The organism is Bradyrhizobium sp. ma5 (assembly GCF_042258955.1).
In the GTDB taxonomy this organism is placed as follows: domain Bacteria; phylum Pseudomonadota; class Alphaproteobacteria; order Rhizobiales; family Xanthobacteraceae; genus Bradyrhizobium.
In genome coordinates this window covers 2989664-3006094 of record NZ_CP170156.1, presented here as the reverse complement: position 1 = coordinate 3006094, position 16431 = coordinate 2989664, and the positions used below count along the sequence as shown (strand labels likewise).

Here is a 16431-nt window from a genome sequence, read left to right as displayed (position 1 = left end):
GCGTTGCAACATGCCCTGATTCAGTTTGCGGGAATTCACTTAACATGTTAATCATCTCTCGGCATCCACTTTTGTGTAGCACGCATGGCCCTCTCCAAGGACGATATCCGCGCTGCAGCCGAACGGCTCGACAGTGCGGAAAAGACCCGCAAGCAAATCCGCCAGCTCTCGCTGGAATACCCCCGCATTACCCTCGAAGACGCCTACGCGATTCAGAAGGCCTGGGTCGAGATGAAGGTGGCGCAGGGCCGCGTCGTCAAGGGCCACAAGATCGGCCTGACCTCGAAGGCGATGCAGAGCGCGCTCAATATCGACGAGCCGGATTCCGGCATCCTGCTCGACGACATGTTCTTTGCCGATGGCGGGCTGGTGCCGACCGATCGCTTCATCGCAACCCGCGTCGAGGCCGAGCTCGCCTTCGTGATGAAGCATCGCCTCGCAGGGCCGAACTGCACGCTGTTCGACGTGCTCAATGCCACCGACTTCGTGGTGCCGGCGCTGGAGATCCTGGATACTCGGGTCGAGCGCGTCGACCCCGAGACCAAGGCGACGCGCAAGATCTTCGACACCATCGCCGACAATGCCGCCAATGCCGGCATCGTGCTCGGCGGCCGGCCGATCCGCCCGTTGGAAGCCGATCTGCGCTGGATCGGCGCGCTCTGCTTCCGAAATGGCCAGCTCGAGGAAACCGGTCTGGCCGCCGGCGTGTTGAATCATCCGGCGACCGCGGTGGCATGGCTTGCCAACAAGATCGCGCCGAACGGGCTGACGCTGGAGGCCGGACAGATCGTGCTGGCAGGCTCCTTCATCCGCCCGATCGAGACCCGCAAGGGCGACACCATCCAGGCCGATTACGGACCCTACGGTTCCGTGAGCTGCTACTTCGCCTGACGCACTCAGCAGGAGCGCTGCATGCCGCATTTCACGATTGAATATTCCGCCAATCTCGACGGCCTCGTCGACATGGGCGCGACCGTCGAACTGGTCCGCAAGGCCGCGGTCGAGACCGGCATCTTCCCGCTCGGCGGCATCCGGGTCCGCGCCATCAGGTGCGAGCATTACGCGATCGCAGACGGCCGCAAGAATTACTGCTTCCTCGATATGGTGCTGCGGCTGGGCGAAGGCCGCGATCTTGCCACCCGCAAGAAGGCCGGCGAGCACATCTTCAAGGCGCTCTCGGCCCATCTCGATCCGGTCTTCGCCAAAGCCAAGTTCGCGTTGTCGTTCGACATGCAGATCAACGACAAGGAAACCAGCTGGAAGCGCAACAACATCCACGACGCACTGAAGGTGGAGCCGGTCAATGGATAAAGCCGCCACGAAATCTGCTGCCGACGTGTTCCAGGCGAACCGCGACCGCGCCGGTCCGCTGCTCGCCAAGTTGAAAGCCGAAGGCATCGGCCATGTGATCGACGGCAAAGTCGTGCCGGCGGCCTCCGGCCAGACCTTCGAGACCAAATCGCCGATCGACGGCACGGTGCTGGCGACCGTCGCGCGCGGCAACGCTGAAGACATCGACCGTGCCGCAACCGCCGCGTCCAAGGCCTTCAAGGCCTGGCGCGACATGCCTGCGGCGCAGCGGCGCAAGCTGCTGCATCGCGTCGCTGACGCGATCGAGGAGCGCGCCGACGATATCGCCGTGCTCGAATGCATCGATACCGGCCAGGCGCACCGCTTCATGGCCAAGGCCGCGATCCGCGCCGCCGAGAATTTCCGCTTCTTCGCCGACAAATGCGGCGAGGCCCGCGACGGCCTCAGCACGCCCTCGGACGAGCACTGGAACATCTCGACCCGCGTACCGATCGGCCCGGTCGGCGTGATCACGCCGTGGAACACGCCGTTCATGCTCTCGACCTGGAAGATCGCGCCCGCGCTCGCCGCCGGCTGCACGGTCGTGCACAAGCCGGCCGAATGGTCGCCGGTGACCGCCGATCTGCTGGTCAAACTGGCAAAACAGGCCGGCCTGCCCGACGGCGTGTTCAACACCGTGCACGGCCTCGGCGAGGACGCCGGCAAGGCGCTGACCGAGCACCCCGCGATCAAGGCGATCGGCTTCGTCGGCGAGAGCGCGACGGGGTCGGCAATCATGGCGCAGGGCGCACCGACCCTGAAGCGGGTGCATTTCGAGCTCGGCGGCAAGAACCCGGTGATCGTTTTCGACGATGCCGATCTCGACCGCGCACTCGATGCCGTCGTGTTCATGATCTACTCGCTCAACGGCGAGCGCTGCACCTCGTCGAGCCGGCTCCTGGTCCAGGAGAGCATCGCCGAGAAATTCATCGAGAAGCTGACCGCGCGCGTGAAGGCACTCAAGGTCGGTCACCCCCTCGATCCGGCGACCGAGATCGGGCCGCTGATCCACGAACGGCACTTCGCCAAGGTCTGCAGCTATTTCGACGTCGCCAGGCAGGATGGCGCGACGATCGCGGTCGGCGGCAAGCCGCATGACGGTCCGGGCGGCGGGCACTATGTGCAGCCAACCCTCGTCACCGGTGCCAACGCCAAGATGCGCGTGGCCCAGCAGGAGGTGTTCGGCCCGTTCCTGACCGTGATCCCGTTCTGCGACGAGGCTGACGCCATCGAGATCGCCAACGGCGTGCAGTACGGCCTTGCCGGCTATGTCTGGACCGGCGACGTGGGCCGCGCGTTGCGCGTCGCGGATGCGCTCGAAGCCGGCATGATCTGGCTCAATTCGGAAAACGTCCGCCATCTGCCGACCCCGTTCGGCGGCATGAAAGCCTCTGGGATCGGCCGCGACGGCGGCGACTACTCGTTCGACTTCTACATGGAAACCAAGCACGTCTCGCTCGCGCGCGGGACGCACAAGATTCAGAAACTGGGAATTTGATTGCACGTCGTTCCGGGGCGCGAAGCGAACCCCAATGCGCAAGCGCGCATTGTGGAACCTCGAGATTCCCCGGTGCACAATTGTGCACCTGAGGTTCGGTCCTGACGGACCGCCCCGGAATGACGCGCCAAATTGAGGAAACACCGATGCCCGCACCAACACACGTCTTCGATCCGCCGTTCAACATCATTCGCTGCAGCCACGCCGTGCTCGACGTCACGGATTTGGAGAAAAGCGCCGCCTTCTACGAGAAGACCGTCGGCCTCCACATTGAGGACCGCGACGACAAATCGGTGTATCTGCGTGCCAGCGAAGAGCACCAGCATCACTCGGTGGTGCTTCGCAAGGCGGCGAAGGCCGCCTGCAACCGGCTCGGCTTCAAGGTCGGCAATGACGGCGACCTCGACAAGGCAGCGTCGTTCTTCTCCGAGAACGGCATTGCCTACGCCTTCGTCGACCAGCCGTTCCAGGGCCGCACCCTGCAATTCACCGATCCATTCGGCTTCCAGATTGAGCTCTACGCCACGATGGAGAAGCGCCCGCATCTGTTGCGGCGTTACGATCTCTACAAGGGCTGCCATCCGCAGCGGCTCGACCATTTCAACGTGTTCGCCGCCGAAGTGCAGGACACCGTCGACTTCTACGCCCGGCTCGGTTTCCGCCTCACCGAATATGCCGAGGAGGACGGCGACAATGGCCGCATCGCCGCAGCCTGGATGCACCGCAAGGGCAACGTCCATGACTTCGCCATCACCAACGGCCGTGGCCCGCGTCTGCACCACATCGCCTATTGGGTGCCGACCGCGATGAACATCGTGCATCTCTGTGACGTGATGGCCTCCTCCGGCTTCCTCGCAAATATCGAGCGCGGCCCGGGCCGGCACGGCATCTCCAACGCCTTCTTCCTCTACATCCGCGATCCCGACGGCCATCGCATCGAGCTCTACACCAGCGACTATTTCACCGGCGATCACGACCACGAGCCGCTGCGCTGGTCGCTGCGCGATCCGCGCCGCCAGACGCTGTGGGGCGCGCCGGCGCCGCGCTCCTGGTTCGAGGAAGGTTCGACCTTCGCCGGCCAGGCGGTGCGCGAGCCGCGCTTCGTCGCCGACGTGCTGGTTGCAGATTAAGCGCGAATACAACGAACACCATCCACGTCGTCCCGGCCGAGTGCGCGATTGCGCACGGAGCCGGGACCCATAACCACCGAATAGGGTTGCCGAAAGAATCTCTAGCCGCGTACCCATTCCGATGGCCGCGGCGTATGGGTCCCGGCCTTCGCCGGGACGACACCAATGAATGGATTGCTAATGTCAGCCCCTCGCCTCGCCACCTATTCCGTCAACGGCGCCACCAGCTATGGCGCCGTCACCGACACCGGCATCGTCGACCTCTCGTCGCGCTTCGCCAAGGACTATCCGACGCTGCGCGAGGCGATCGCCGCTGGCGCACTGACCAGGCTCGTGGACGACGCCGCCAAGCGCGCGCCCGACCACACGCTGGAAGCAGTTGCCTGGCAGCCGCCGATCCCGGCGCCGGACAAGATCATCTGCATCGGCGTCAACTATCCCGACCGCAATGCCGAGTACAAGGACGGCTCGGACGCGCCGAAATATCCCAGCATGTTCCTGCGCGTGCCGCGTTCCTTCGTCGGTCACAACACGCCGGTGGTGCGGCCGCGCGTCTCACCGCAGCTCGACTATGAGGGCGAGCTGGTGCTGGTGATCGGCAAGGCCGGCCGGCATATCCCCGAGAGCGCCGCGCTCGATCACATCGCCGCGATCACGCTCTGCAACGAGGGCACCATCCGCGACTGGGTGCGCCACGCCAAGTTCAACGTCACCCAGGGCAAGAACTTCGATTCCACCGGCAGTCTCGGCCCGTGGATCGTGCCCTATACCAATGAGGCGCAGATCGCCGATATCCGGCTGACCACGCGAGTCAACGGCGAAGTCAGGCAGGACGACCGCACCTCGCGCTTGATCTTCGGCTTCCGCTACCTCATCAACTACATCTCGACCTTCACGACGCTGGTTCCCGGCGACATCATCGTCACGGGAACGCCGACCGGCGCAGGTGCGCGGTTCGATCCGCCGCGCTATCTGAAGCCCGGCGATGTCGTCGAGGTCGAGGCCGAAGGCGTCGGCATCCTGCGCAACGGTGTCGTCGACGAAGCCACCTAACCTCACAAACAAGTGGACAGTGCCATGACCTCAACATCCGGCGGCGAAGCGATCGTCAACGGCCTCGTCGCCCACGGCGTCGACACCGTGTTCGGCCTGCCCGGCGCGCAGATCTATGGCCTGTTCGATGCGTTCCACCAGGCGCAGCTCAAGGTGATCGGCGCCCGCCATGAGCAGGCCTGCGGCTACATGGCGTTCGGCTATGCCCGCTCCAGCGGCAAGCCGGGCGTGTTCAGCGTGGTGCCCGGTCCCGGCGTGCTCAACGCGTCGGCGGCGCTGCTCACCGCATTCGGCTGCAACGAGCCGGTGCTGTGCCTGACCGGCCAGGTGCCGACGCAATTCCTCGGCAAGGGCCGCGGCCATCTGCACGAGATGCCGGACCAGCTTGCGACACTGCGCACCTTCGTGAAATGGGCCGACCGGATCGAATATCCTGACAACGCGCCTGCGCTGGTGTCGCGCGCATTCCAGGAGATGCTGTCGGGCCGGCGCGGCCCGGCTTCATTGGAAATGCCGTGGGATGTGTTCACACAGCGCACCCGGGTTGCCCCCGTCAAGCCGTTCGATCCGTTGCCGGCGCCGCAGCCCGATCCGGACCGCATCAAGGCAGCCGCCGATCTGATCGCCGGCAGCAAGGCGCCGATGATCTTCGTCGGCAGCGGCGCCATCGAGGCCAGCGAGGAGATCCTCGAACTGGCCGAGATGATCGACGCGCCGGTGGTCGCATTCCGCAGCGGCCGCGGCATCGTCTCCAACGCGCATGAGCTCGGGCTCACCATGGCCGCGGCCTACAGACTGTGGCCGAAGACCGACCTGATGATCGGCATCGGCACCCGCATGGAGCTGCCAACGATGTCGCGCTGGCCTTATCAGCCGGCCGGACTGAAATGCGTTAGGATCGACATCGATCCGGTCGAGCTGCGCCGCTGGCCCGCCGATGCCGGCGTGATCGCGGACGCCAAGGCCGGTACCGCCGACCTCATCGCGGCGGTGCGCAAGGCCGGCTACAGCAAGACCGCGGGCCGCCGCGCCGCGATCCGCGAGGCGACCGCGGCCACCGAGCAGGAGATCCAGCGCATCCAGCCGCAGATGGCCTATCTGAAGATCCTGCGCGAGGTGCTGCCGGCCAACGCCATCGTCACCGACGAGCTGTCGCAGGTCGGCTTCGCCTCCTGGTACGGTTTTCCGATCTACGAGCCACGCACCTTCGTCACCTCGGGCTATCAGGGCACGCTCGGCTCGGGCTTCCCGACCGCGCTTGGCGTCAAGGTCGCCAATCCGAACAAGCCGGTGGTTGCGATCACCGGCGACGGCGGCTTCATGTTCGGCGTGCAGGAGCTCGCCACTGCCGTGCAGTTCAAGATCGGCGTGGTGACCTTGGTGTTCAACAACAACGCCTATGGCAATGTCCGCCGTGACCAGCGCGAGCGCTTCGACGGCCGCGTCGTCGCCTCCGATTTGGTCAACCCCGATTTCGTCAAGCTCGCGGAGTCCTTCGGCGTCGGCGCCGCGCGCGTGACCTCGCCCGATCACTTCCGTCCTGTGCTGGAGAAGGCGCTCGCTGATGGCGGGCCCTACGTGATCTCGGTGGAAGTGCCGACGGACTCCGAAGTCTCGCCCTGGGCGTTCATCCATCCGGTGCGAAACAACTAGGCCTGTTTCACGCCGCGTTGCAGCCGCGTCGCCGCGATCACGAGCAGGCCGGCGCCGGCGACCGACCAGCAGGCGACCGGTGCCCAGTGCACCAGCGGCGCATAGTCCGGCAGCTTCTGCAAGCCGCCGGCGACCGCCGCCATCCGCGCGAAGGTCGCGAGCGCCAACGCGGAGAACACGAGGCCGGTGACCTTGCCTTCCGCGCCGGTCTCGCCGATCGCAAGCGCTGCGGACACCGCACTCATCAGCATGCAGCCCCAAGCCGCTCCCGCCATGAACTGCGCCACGATCAGGACGTTGAGGCTGCCGGCGATCTCAGCGGCGATGATGGCGAAGGCGCCGAGCAGCCCCGCCGCGCCCATCACGATCAGGCCGCCGCGATGCTTGACGACGATGCTCGCCGGAAACATCGCGATGTTGAAGCCGATCCAGAACACCGGCATCAGCCATTGCAGCTCGTCTGATTTGGCAAAGCGTAGATAGAACGGGGCGCTGTTGATGTTGAAATGCAGCTGATAGCCCAGGGACAGCAACACCATCGATCCGATCAGGAACATCGGCACCGCGCCGAGCCGCTTGGCGGGTGCTGCAAGCCGCACTGGCTCAGTCTCCGCCGCAATACGCCGCTCGATCCCTGAGAACGCCAGCGCAGTCAGCAGCAGCACGGCGCCCGACAGCACGAACGGCAGCCGCGCATCATGATCGCGCAGCACGACGCCGAGATAGGGCGAGACCGCGCCGGCGATGCCATAGCCCAGCATCGCCAGCGCGGCGAGGAACGGCACCGAGGGTTGCGCGCGATACCTGCCGAGCAGCGTCAGCGGCGGCGCGCGCAAGGCCGAGGACGTCACCGCCCAGATCACGATCAGCACGATCAGCCAGGCTTTCGCGCCCGGCCCGGTGCCGGCCACATAGGGCAGCGCGACGAAGGCAGCGCAGGAGATCGCGGCGAGAACGCCGACGAACACGCCGAGCCGGCCGACCAGGCTCGCAATCCTGTCGGCGGCCATGCCCATCGCGGTGTCTGTCACGGTGAAGATGCCCTGGTCCATCATCAGGATCAGGATGACGGTCGACGGCGCGATGCCGACATCGGCGCACAGCTTGGGCAGATAGATCAGGTAGGTGGTCCAGCCCAGCGTGAAGACGAGCTGCAGCACGGCGAGATAGACGCCGGTGCGGTTGACGGCGCGGTCGGCCTTGGTGGTCATGATCCGAGTTTAGACCACCTCTCCCATTTTCGGGAGGGGGAGCTAGCGCACCTTGCGGAAGGTCAAATTGATGCGCTGCCGGCCGAGCACGCTGTGCTCGCCATCAGCGAGCGCTGCGACACCGTGATAAAATAGCCGTGACGGCCCGCCCCACACCGCAACATCGCCATGTTCGAGTCTGTAGCGGCGCGGCGTGTCGCTGCGCCTCAGCCCGCCGAACAGGAAGACCGCCGGCAGCCCGAGCGAGATCGAGACGATCGGCGCGCCGTAGTCGAGCTCGTCCTTGTCCTGGTGCAGCGACAGTTTTGCGCCGGGCACATAGCGGTTGATCAGGCAGGCCTGCGGCGCGAAGCCGTTGAAGCCGGCCGCAGCCGCAGCTTCGGCGGCGAGCCCGCGCAGCACCTCCGGCATTTCAGGCCAGGGCTGTCCCGAGTCAGGATCGATCGGATCATAGCGATAGCCGCTGGGATCGGAGACCCAGCCGACGCCGCCGCAATTGGTCATCGCGACCGACATCCGGTGGCCGCCCGGCGTGATCAGGTGCCGGAACGGCGCCTGCTTGACGATGATGCGCAAGGCCGGGATCAGTTCGGCCTCGAACGGCCGCACAAAACCACGCAACAGCACCGCGCCGTCCGCGATCGTCTCGCGCGGCGGCCGGGCATCGCCGATGGTCTCGAACAGATCAGCAGCCACGCCTCTGCACACTCACTTTGCGTCGTGGAAGATCACGCCAACGGTATGGCGATGGCCGGACCTGATCCGGCTGACGCCGTGGCGTAGATTGACACGATACGGCCCACGCGTCCCCTGCACCGGACGATGATGTACGGCAAACGCCACCGCATCGCCCTTGGTCAACGGCACCACCTCGGGCCGCGACTGCATCCGCGGCCGCTGCTCGGTCAGCACGAATTCGCCGCCGGTGAAATCGCGCCCCGGCTGCGACAGCAGAATCGCGACCTGGATCGGGAACACGTGCTCGCCATAGAGATCCTGGTGCAGACAATTGTAGTCGCCCTCGCCATATTGCAGCAGCAGCGGCGTCGGCCGCGTCTGCCCGGCGTCATGGCAGCGCTTCAGGAACGCTGCATGCGACGGCGGATAGCTGATCTCGATCCCCATCGTCTGGTTCCAGCGATTGGCTGTCGCAGTCAGCCGCGCATAGAGCGCCGGCCGCAGCTCCGCGATCAGGTCCGGCAGCGGATAGGAGAAGTACTTGTACTCGCCGCGGCCAAAACCGTGGCGGCCCATCACGACCCGGCTGCGGAAGTGGCCGTCGTCGGGATAGAGCGCGGCGATGGTGTCGCACTCCTCAGGCGTTAGCAGGCCGCCCAGGACGGCGCAGCCCTGCCCGTCGAGGTCGGCCGTGATCTCGTCCCAGTCGAGCGCGTCAACGCGGGCGGGGACGCCAGAGGCGGAGCTGCGGGCGATGGTCTTGGCTGTTGCTGTCACGAGCCAGAGTTTTGCGCATGATCGCGGGAGTCGCCACCCGATTTCCGATCCAGATGTGCCGGGAACGCCGCCCCAATTCCCGCTGTCGTCCCGGCGAAAGCCGGGACCGATTACCACCGTCATCAGTTGTTGAGATCGCTGGGGCCACAGCGCGCCAGCCACATTGTCCTGTGGTTATGGGTCCCGGCTTTCGCCGGGACGACGCGCGGAGAGGGTGTCGGCTGCATCCGCTCCAAGACCTCGCGGCGAGAAATCAGCCCCTGACCGGCAGCGTGACCACGTCATATCCGTGGCTGATCTTCCGCTTCAGCACCGGGTCTTCCAGCTCGAACTCGAAGCGGCTGGCCGGGCGGATGCCGCCCTTGGCCGCGAAGGTGCCGCCGAACATGGCGCAGCCGTCCGGCAACGCGCCCTTGTCGAAGCCGCGCCCGATCAGGTCCTTGACCGGCAGCATGTGATCGAGCGTGCCTTCCTGATAGAGCACGCGCTGGCCGCCTATCGTGGCCCAGGAGCGCAGGATGAGCTGGTCCCAGTGATCGATGACGTCCTCGAGTTCCCAGAGTTCAGATGCCATCGGCTTGTCGCACATCTGCTTCGACACCGTGACGCTGTAGCTCTCGACCTTGCGGTCGGTATGGTCGGAGCCGCAGCCGACGAAGATGCGGCCCTGCCAGCCGATCAGCACGAACTCGACCTCGCCGCTTGAGTCCTCGCCGCAGACCTCGATGGTGTCGGCGAAGGTGAGCCGGCGCGCCGAGCAGCGGTAATAGATCGGCGTCGTCGCGGGCCGTGCGATGCCGAGCGCCTCGAGCTCGGCGATGTGCTTGTCGCGCGCCACCGGATCGCGGCCGGTCCAGCCGGCGATCACGGCCTGTTTGATTTCAAGCGTGAGTGGCGTCGCGACGCCCTTGTCGTCGACATTGAAGGTGAGATCAAACACGGATGACGGTCTCCATTCCGGCCGCAAGCTCGAAGATGCGGCGATCCGAGCCGCCCGCGGCAGCAAGCATCAGGCCGACCGGCGCTTCGCCCTCGCGATGCGCGGGCAGCGAGATCGCGCAGCCATCAAGCACGTTGATCAGCGAGGGATTGCGCAGCGCGCGCAGGTTCTCGGTGGCGAATGCCTTGTCATCGGCGAGACTGGCAATGGTCGGCGGCAGGTTCGCCGTGGTCGGCAGCACCATCGCGTCATAAGGTGCGATGCGCGCCTCGGTCCGGGCGATGAACGAGCGGCGCGCGTTGATGATGTCGATATAGTCGGCCGCCAGAAACCCCTCGCCGCGCTGGATCCGCACCGCGACGCGGGGATCGTAGATGTCGCCCTTGCTGGCCAGCAGGAAGCGGTGCCAGGCATAGCTCTCGGCCGCGGAAAACCCGCCCTTGGTGTTCATCACGCCGACATCGAGCAGTTCGGGCACCTCGATGCGCTCGATCAGCGCGCCGGCGCGCGACAACGAAGCCAGCGCACGCTCGAAGGTCTTTGCGACGGCATCATCGAGGTCGTCGAGCACGACCGTGGTCGGCACCGCGAGCCGCATACCCTTGACCGGGCGCGGGGTGACCGGCGTCACCGGCTCGTCGGCCAGCACCGCATCGAGCGCGGCGCAGCAGGCCACTGAATTGGCCAGCGGGCCGTAGCTGTCGAGGGTGAACGACAGCGGCACGCCGCCATCGAGCGGAATCCGGCGCTGGGTCGGCTTGTAGCCGACGATGCCGTTGAAGGCCGCCGGAATCCGGCAGGAGCCGCCGGTGTCGGTGCCGAGCGCGCCGAACGCCATGCCGTCGGCGATCGAGACCGCCGCGCCCGAGGACGAGCCGCCGGGCACATGGCCGACGCTCCGGTTCCAGGCGCTCTTCGGCGTACCGTAATGCGGGTTGATGCCGATGCCCGAATAGGCGAACTCGGTCATGTTGGTGCGGCCGATCACGATAAAGCCGGCGCGCTTGAGCCGCGCCACGGCAGGCGCATCGGCATCCGCCGGCGCTGAATCATCCAGCGCGCGGGAGCCGGCGCGCGTCACCTGCCCCTTGATGTCGAACAGATCCTTGATCGAGACCGGAATGCCGGCAAAGGGCGACGGCGCGGCGTTGGCCTTGCGCAGCCGGTCCATGGCATCGGCGGCTTCCAGCGCCGCGTCGCGGTCGACATGGATGAAGGTGCGCTGGCCCTCGCCGGACGGATCGGCGATCCTGGCGATGCATTGCTCGACGAGCTTGCGGGCGGAGGTTGCGCCGCTGGCGAGGTCGGCGGCAAGGGAGGCGAGTGTCGGATTTTTGGGCATGGCTTTCACTTTAAGGCTTGCACTTCACGGCTTGCTGGCTGGCAACTCAAAAGGTCTTGCAGCTAATTGTCGCGCGAACCGGCGCCGATTTCCAGATCGGCGCTAGCGCTTCTTTTTTGACGCGTTTTCTTCACGCGAACCGGTGTCCACTTCGCTCGAAAACGCTTCCGCCAGCGTCACTTCAGCCCGAAATAGGCCCGGTGCAGCTCTTCATTGCCGCTCATCTCGGCAACCGTGCCGGAAAAGCGGATCCGCCCGCCTTCCAGCACGAATACGCGGGTGGCAATCTCAAGGAAACCGATATTTTGCTCGGCGATCAAGAGCGCCAATCCGCGGCCTTGCAGGCTCGACAGGGCGCGAAGCACCTCCTTGACGAACAGCGGCGACAGCCCGGCCGAGGGCTCGTCCATGACCAGCAGCTTCGGCTCGGCCGACAGTGCCTTGGCGATGCCAAGCATCTTGCGCTGGCCGCCGGACAGGCTGGAGGCCGGGTCGCGGCGCTTGTCGCGCAGCACCGGAAACAAGCCGTACAGTTCGTCGACCCGCGCGCCCGGATTGGCATGGCCCAGCGCCTGCGCGCCGACCCGGATGTTCTCCTCGATCGACAGATCGGGAAACACCGCAAGCTCCGACATGTAGGTCATGCCGCGCTTCATGCGATCCGAAGATCGCATTCTCGTGATGTCTTCGCCGCCGAGCCTGATGTGGCCGTTGCGGGCCTCGATCAGGCCGACCAGCGATTTCAGGAAGGTGGTCTTGCCCGCGCCATTGGCGCCGAGCAACAACACGGTCTCGCCGGGGCGGACGTCGAGATCGACGCCCCACAGCACCTGCATGGTGCCGTAGCCGGCATCGACGCCCTTGGCGTCCAGAAGCGATGCTGCATCAGTGGGCATGCTCGCCTCCCAGAAACACCTCGATCACCTGCGGCTCGCGCACGGCTGTCGCGAGCGTGCCTTCGAAGATCTCCTTGCCCGCATTGAGCACGATGACGCGGTCGGTGATCTGCTCGATAAAGCCCATCAGATGCTCGACCACGATGATCGCCATGCCGGTCGCGGCGAGCGCCTTGATGCGGCCGGCGATCCAGTCGAGCTCCGCTGGGTTGAGGCCGGCCGCGAGCTCGTCGAGCAGCAACAGGCGCGGGCGCGTGGCGAGCGCACGGGTCAGATCGAGCATCTTCTGCTGCGCGCTGTTGAGATCGGCCGCAGGACGATCGGCGACCTCCTTGAGCCGGTATTCCTCAAGCAGCTCGGCGATCGACGTCGGCGTGCCGGTCGCGCCGCCATAGGCCAGCGCCACCTGGATGTTCTCGCGCACCGTGAGCGACAGGAACGGCTTCGGCACCTGGAAGGTGCGATTGATGCCGCGGTGAACCAGCTTGTGCGAGGCGACGCCGCCGGAAGACGCGCCGTCGAACACGACCTCGCCGCCGTCGGGCGCATAGAGACCCGAGATCACATTGATCGCCGTGGTCTTGCCGGAGCCGTTCGGACCGACCAGACCAAGAATTTCGCCCGGCACGACGTGAAAGCTCAGTCCGTCGAGCGCGTGGAAGCCGCCGAAGCGCTTGACCAGCTTGGAGACCTTGAGGATGGAGTTTTGCTCAGGGGACATGCCACCCCCTGCGCGTTGCCAGCGACACCAGTCCCGCGGGCAGGAACAAGACCAAACCCATGATCAGCAGGCCGTAGATCAGCTGGAAATATTGCGGCGTGGTGAAGCCGATCAGATTGTAGATGCCGTAGAGAATGAGCACGCCGACGATCGGTCCGGTGATGGTGGCAACTCCACCGAACAGCGCGAACACGATCGCGAAGATCGAGAACTCGCCGGAGAACACGTTGTCGGGATAGAACACCGAGACGTACCAGGCGTAGATGCCGCCGGCGAGGCCTGCGACCAGCGCCGAGGCGAGCCAGGCGATCACCCGCATCTTGATGATGTTGACGCCGGCCATCGAGGCCGACACCGCATCCTCGCGCACGGCCTGCAGCGCCAGGCCGAACGGCGAGTTCTTGAGATAGATCACCGCGCCGACCGTCAGCGCCATCACGACCACGGCCGCATAATAGGCATGGGTCGGATTGAACGTGCCGGTGAGCGATACGCCGTAGGGGCCCTTGGTGATGCCCTCCAGCGCCGGGTTGGCGACGAAGTGCAGCACGGCGAGCGAGGCCGCGAGATTGGCGATCGCAAAATACGCACCCGACAGCCGCAGCAGCGGAGTCAGCAACAGGCCGAGCGCAACCGCGACGACACCGCCGACCAGAACGGCGAGCGGCGCCGGCGTCTGCAGATGCATCACCACGATGGCAAAGCCGTAGGCGCCGGCCCCGAAGAAGCCGACATAGCCGAACGGCAGATAGCCGGTGAAGCCATAGATGATGTTCACGCCCTGCGCGAGGATCAGGAAGATCACGAAGTTGAACAGCAGCAGATGGTTTTGGTAGACGCCGGGCAGCAGTGCGAACACCACCACCAGCGGCGCCAGGATGAACAGCAGGTGCTTCGATGCATTATGCAACGCGCACCCGCCTTCCGAGCAGACCGCTCGGGCGCAACAACAGGATCACGATCAACAACACATAGGGCAAGAGGTCAGCCCAGGAACTGAGATAGGTCTGCACCAGCATGTAGCAGAGGCCGTAGACGACGCCGCCGAGCGCGGTCCCTAAGGGATTACCGAGCGAGCCGAGCACCACGATCGCAAACGACGTCACCGTCGCATCGGCGCCGAAGGCCGGCGTCACCGAGCCGAACATGAAGGGCGCGAACACGCCGGCCACCGCCGCGATGCCGAGCCCGATGCCGAACGCCGCCGCCGAGACGCGATCGACATCGATACCGGTCGCCAACGCCTCGTCGCGGCGTGACATCACCGCACGGGTCAGGGTGCCAAGCCGCGTGTGGTAGAGATAGAGGTAGACCAGCGCGATCGCGACGAGGCTGGTGCAGGCCGCGATCACCCAGGGCGCGGGAAAGCCCTGGCCGAAGATCTGGATCGGCCCTGCCCCGCCGGCCTTGCCGCCGAACCACTTGACCTTGATGGTCGTGAACACGGTGCCGAGCAGCCGGCTCTGGATCGAGCGCTCGCTGGTGCCCGCGAAGATCGTGGTGACGGCTTCGATCACCTGCGACAGGCCGAAGAACAGGATGATCGACAGCATTTCCGGGTTGGCCGAGCCCTGCAGCCGCGGCACCAGCACCCAATACAGCAGCACGCCCGCCAGCACAAAAACCATGAAGGCCAGCGGCACCGCGAACAGCGGGTCGATGCCGGCAATGCCGACCACGCCGAGCGCGATGAAGGCGCCGAGCATCAGGATGTCACCATGCGCAAGATTGACGATGCGCATGACGCCGAACACGAGATTGAGGCCGATGCCGACCAGGCTGAAATACAGCCCGAAAAGCACGCCGGCAACGAGCGCATAAGTCATGCTATCGCTCGCCGCCGAAGACTACGTCTAGTGTACTCACCTGCATCACGGCGCCGGATAGATCGGCTTGCCGGTGGCGGTCTCGTGCGGATAGATCGAGACGAACTTGATGTGATCGTGCTCGTCGACCGTGAGCTGGCCGAGCGGCGTCAACTCGCCGATCTGGCCGCCGGTCTCATCCAGCGCGAAGGTGCCGTCCAGCGTCTTGAGCTGGCCGCTGAGCGAGAACACCGCGCGGCGCAGCTCCATCTGGTCGAGACTGGTCGCAACCGACAGCGTCTTCTCGATCACCAGCGCGGTGGTGTAGCCGGCCACCGCATTGAATCCGAACTCCATCTTGCCGTCGTTGTACTTCTTCAGCCAGGCGGTGCGGAAATCCTTCATGGTCATCCCGAAATTGACGGGATAATCCAGCTCGGACGGCGGCACGTAGGTCCAGACATGCTCGAGGCCCTTGGCGCCGACGTTCTTCTCGAGCAGCTCGGTCTCGAGGCCGGCATAGATCGCGAACAGCATCTTGAACTTGGTGCCGACGTCCTGGACGTTGCGCAGGAAGGCGATGTCGTTCGGCGCGTAGCCGAAATGGATCACCGCGTCGGGATTGGTGTTGCTGATGTTGTTGATGATGACGTTGTAGTTGGTGGTCTCGGTCGGGACGCCCTGGTCGTAGACGATCTCGATCGGCGCGCCGGACTCCTTGACGAACTTGCGGAACGCGTTGGCCTGAGTACCGGTGAACTCGTTGGTCGCGTAGAGGATGGCGATCTTCTTGATGCCGAGGCCCGGACCATCATGGCTGATGAAGTCAGCCACCGGCTTCGGCCAGACCGTCGACACCGGGTCGGCCATCAGCGCGATGTAGGGATTGTCCTTGGAGAAGAAGCTCGCGCCGGTGCCGGTCTGGTCGAACAGGAACATCTTGTGGTCGCGCGCGATCGCAACCGCCGGCGCCGTCAGCACCGATCCGGAATCGGCGACCAGCAGGTCGACCTTATCCTGGGTGACGAGCTGGTTATAAAGCGTCGAGGCGGTCGCGGTGTTGCTCTGGTCGTCATAGGACACGAGCTTGATCGGGATCTTCTTGTCGAACGCCTTCACGAACACGCCACCCTCGGCGTTCTTCTGCTCGACCCACAGTTTGAGCGAGCTGTAGACCGGCATAGAGATCGAGGCGTAGCGCCCCGAGGACGCGTAGAGCGTGCCGATCTTGATCTCCGACGGTGCGTCGGCGGCGATTGCCTGCGTGGCAAATGCGAGGCTGGCAGCGAGTGCCGCGCCGATGATCCTCAGCATGATGTTATTCCTCCCGGGTATCTTGGACGTCTCGTGGACCTGGCTTCGACGTATCTTGGACCG

16 protein-coding genes are annotated in these 16431 nt (G+C 65.3%); 6 read left to right on the top strand and 10 right to left on the bottom strand.

Features of this window, described 5'->3' with window-relative positions; genetic code table 11:
- Positions 1–84: 84 nt before the first annotated feature.
- From hpaH to ACE103_RS13780, 6 genes are all read left to right on the top strand, one after another.
- Positions 85–891, top strand: coding sequence for a 2-oxo-hept-4-ene-1,7-dioate hydratase (hpaH, locus tag ACE103_RS13805; protein WP_375779868.1), 807 nt, complete (start codon positions 85–87; stop codon positions 889–891).
- 21 nt (positions 892–912) lie between these two features.
- Positions 913–1311, top strand: a complete 399-nt coding sequence (locus ACE103_RS13800; RefSeq protein ID WP_223970938.1) for a 5-carboxymethyl-2-hydroxymuconate Delta-isomerase — start codon at positions 913–915, stop codon at positions 1309–1311.
- A complete protein-coding gene (hpaE, locus tag ACE103_RS13795) occupies positions 1304–2848 on the top strand; it encodes a 5-carboxymethyl-2-hydroxymuconate semialdehyde dehydrogenase (RefSeq protein ID WP_375779867.1) in 1545 nt (514 codons plus the stop codon). Before ACE103_RS13800 ends, hpaE begins: the two co-directional genes overlap by 8 nt.
- A gap of 146 nt (positions 2849–2994) precedes the next feature.
- Positions 2995–3978 (top strand): 3,4-dihydroxyphenylacetate 2,3-dioxygenase, encoded by a 984-nt coding sequence (gene hpaD / locus ACE103_RS13790; RefSeq protein ID WP_375779866.1) that lies wholly within the window; start codon positions 2995–2997, stop codon positions 3976–3978.
- Between the two features lie 180 nt (positions 3979–4158).
- Positions 4159–5031: a fumarylacetoacetate hydrolase family protein gene (locus ACE103_RS13785; protein WP_375779865.1), complete on the top strand. Its 873-nt coding sequence runs from the start codon at positions 4159–4161 to the stop codon at positions 5029–5031.
- A 24-nt stretch (positions 5032–5055) separates the two neighbouring features.
- The gene (locus ACE103_RS13780) at positions 5056–6684 is read left to right on the top strand and encodes a thiamine pyrophosphate-dependent enzyme (RefSeq protein ID WP_375779864.1); all 1629 of its coding nucleotides are present in this window, start codon (positions 5056–5058) and stop codon (positions 6682–6684) included.
- Here ACE103_RS13780 and ACE103_RS13775 read toward each other — a convergent pair.
- The 10 genes from ACE103_RS13775 to ACE103_RS13730 form a co-directional block, all read right to left on the bottom strand.
- Complete coding sequence (locus tag ACE103_RS13775; RefSeq protein ID WP_375779863.1) at positions 6681–7895, bottom strand: MFS transporter; 1215 nt, start codon at positions 7893–7895, stop codon at positions 6681–6683. The two genes, ACE103_RS13780 and ACE103_RS13775, sit on opposite strands and share 4 nt — an antisense overlap.
- A 42-nt stretch (positions 7896–7937) precedes the next feature.
- Positions 7938–8591, bottom strand: a complete 654-nt coding sequence (gene alkB / locus ACE103_RS13770) for a DNA oxidative demethylase AlkB (protein WP_375779862.1) — start codon at positions 8589–8591, stop codon at positions 7938–7940.
- A 12-nt stretch (positions 8592–8603) separates the two neighbouring features.
- On the bottom strand, positions 8604–9350 hold the full coding sequence (locus ACE103_RS13765; protein ID WP_375779861.1) for a 2OG-Fe(II) oxygenase: 747 nt from the start codon (positions 9348–9350) through the stop codon (positions 8604–8606).
- A 253-nt stretch (positions 9351–9603) separates the two neighbouring features.
- On the bottom strand, positions 9604–10290 hold the full coding sequence (locus ACE103_RS13760) for a DUF2848 domain-containing protein (protein ID WP_375779860.1): 687 nt from the start codon (positions 10288–10290) through the stop codon (positions 9604–9606).
- Positions 10283–11632 carry an amidase gene (locus ACE103_RS13755; RefSeq protein ID WP_375779859.1) on the bottom strand — a complete coding sequence of 450 codons (1350 nt, stop codon included), beginning with the start codon at positions 11630–11632 and terminating at the stop codon, positions 10283–10285. Before ACE103_RS13755 ends, ACE103_RS13760 begins: the two co-directional genes overlap by 8 nt.
- Positions 11633–11808: 176 nt before the next feature.
- A complete protein-coding gene (locus tag ACE103_RS13750) occupies positions 11809–12528 on the bottom strand; it encodes an ABC transporter ATP-binding protein (protein WP_223970967.1) in 720 nt (239 codons plus the stop codon).
- Positions 12518–13249, bottom strand: a complete 732-nt coding sequence (locus ACE103_RS13745; RefSeq protein WP_375779858.1) for an ABC transporter ATP-binding protein — start codon at positions 13247–13249, stop codon at positions 12518–12520. The genes ACE103_RS13750 and ACE103_RS13745 overlap by 11 nt, the downstream gene beginning before the upstream one ends.
- Positions 13239–14159 carry a branched-chain amino acid ABC transporter permease gene (locus ACE103_RS13740; RefSeq protein WP_375779857.1) on the bottom strand — a complete coding sequence of 307 codons (921 nt, stop codon included), beginning with the start codon at positions 14157–14159 and terminating at the stop codon, positions 13239–13241. Before ACE103_RS13740 ends, ACE103_RS13745 begins: the two co-directional genes overlap by 11 nt.
- Entirely contained in the window at positions 14152–15075 is a 924-nt protein-coding gene (locus ACE103_RS13735; protein WP_092125078.1) for a branched-chain amino acid ABC transporter permease, read from the bottom strand. The genes ACE103_RS13740 and ACE103_RS13735 overlap by 8 nt, the downstream gene beginning before the upstream one ends.
- A gap of 45 nt (positions 15076–15120) precedes the next feature.
- On the bottom strand, positions 15121–16368 hold the full coding sequence (locus ACE103_RS13730; RefSeq protein ID WP_223970970.1) for an amino acid ABC transporter substrate-binding protein: 1248 nt from the start codon (positions 16366–16368) through the stop codon (positions 15121–15123).
- Between the last annotated feature and the right edge of the window lie 63 nt (positions 16369–16431).